Consider the following 1,161-nt stretch of genomic DNA (forward strand, 5'->3'; position numbering starts at 1 on the left):
GTCGTCGGTGGCCATCGGATGCTGTCCTCGATCTCCCAGGAAATGCCGCCCATTGAATTGAATTCCGGGAGTTTCGACCATCCGAAATCACCCGAAAGTCATTCAAAAACAACGGGTTGGGTCATTTGCAGGGCCGACTAATTGGCCAGCACAGGGCCGGGGGCGGGGCTGCCGAAGAGGCCGGCCGCGGCCGAGAGCACGCAAGATCAGGGGTCAAGTCTTGCCTTTTGTCTTCCACTCATCAAAGCCGGATCCCGGCGATGGTGGAAGACCGCAACGACAAGAAATTCGTCGCCCCGCGCCCGGCAAAAACAAGGCATAGGGAAAACGGCGCAGTAGCACCCGTCGAAGTTCGTCTTGCACGACCGGGTGTGCCTCAGGGCGCCGCAACGCGTTCAGCAGGGCCGATTCAAAAGCCCGGGCGAAGTCCATCCCCAGGCCATCGGCGCGGGCCTCGTACCAGGCCTTCGCTTCCAGCAGTTCCTCTTGGGCTTCCGGTCGGAAGACGACGCGCATGGCGCGACTGGGCCAGGCTCAGTGCGCGGCGGGCTTGAACAGCGCTGCCCGCACCTGCTCCCACGGAACCGCCTGTTCGGGTTGGCCTTCGTGGGCCGCCAAACGCCGACGAAGTTCTTCGCGCTGGGCATCGCTCACCGGCAGGTTTCCAGCGCTGTCTTCCACGATGCTGTCCCACACGTCCTCGACGAGTTGCAGCCGCTCCGCCAGGGCCAAGGCGCGAAGTTCAGGGGGCATGAAGCTGGACATCTTGGGTCTCCTTTGGACAGGCCACCGGCGGCGGGCTCGGCGTAGAGCCGCGGTTTTACCTCAGGTGCCCCAACGAGCCGTTGCCGAGTTCCGCGAGGGGCGCTATCGACCCACAGCAGCCACTCACCCCGCGTTGCGCTTGGCCACCAGGGTCAAGATCTCGTAGCTGGCGCACAGCTCGCCGCGCTGGTTGGTCACCGCCACGTCCCAGCCGATGACGCCTTGGGCAGGTTGGTCGTCGCGAGGGGGGCGGTCGATCTTGCGCTTGGCGGTGAGGCGGGCTTGGATGGTGTCGCCGATGGCCACGGGGGTGACGAAGCGCAGGTTCTCCAGGCCGTAGTTGGCCAGCACGGGGCCGGGGGCGGGGCTGACGAAGAGGCCGGCCGCGGCCGAGAG

The 1,161-nt window shown here is 65.6% G+C and carries 3 protein-coding genes; all 3 read right to left on the reverse strand.

Annotated elements, in window-relative coordinates; all coding sequences use genetic code 11:
* Window positions 1-213 precede the first annotated feature (213 nt).
* Window positions 214-516, reverse strand: coding sequence for a hypothetical protein (locus tag O9335_RS02385; RefSeq protein WP_298382987.1), 303 nt, complete (start codon window positions 514-516; stop codon window positions 214-216).
* 18 nt (window positions 517-534) lie between these two features.
* Window positions 535-765: an addiction module protein gene (locus O9335_RS02390; RefSeq protein WP_298382990.1), complete on the reverse strand. Its 231-nt coding sequence runs from the start codon at window positions 763-765 to the stop codon at window positions 535-537.
* A 123-nt stretch (window positions 766-888) separates the two neighbouring features.
* Window positions 889-1,161 (reverse strand): MaoC/PaaZ C-terminal domain-containing protein (locus O9335_RS02395; RefSeq protein WP_298382992.1); only part of this gene is annotated, 273 nt, incomplete at its 5' end.

It is taken from the genome of Inhella sp. (genome assembly GCF_027532025.1).
Classification (GTDB): domain Bacteria; phylum Pseudomonadota; class Gammaproteobacteria; order Burkholderiales; family Burkholderiaceae_C; genus Inhella.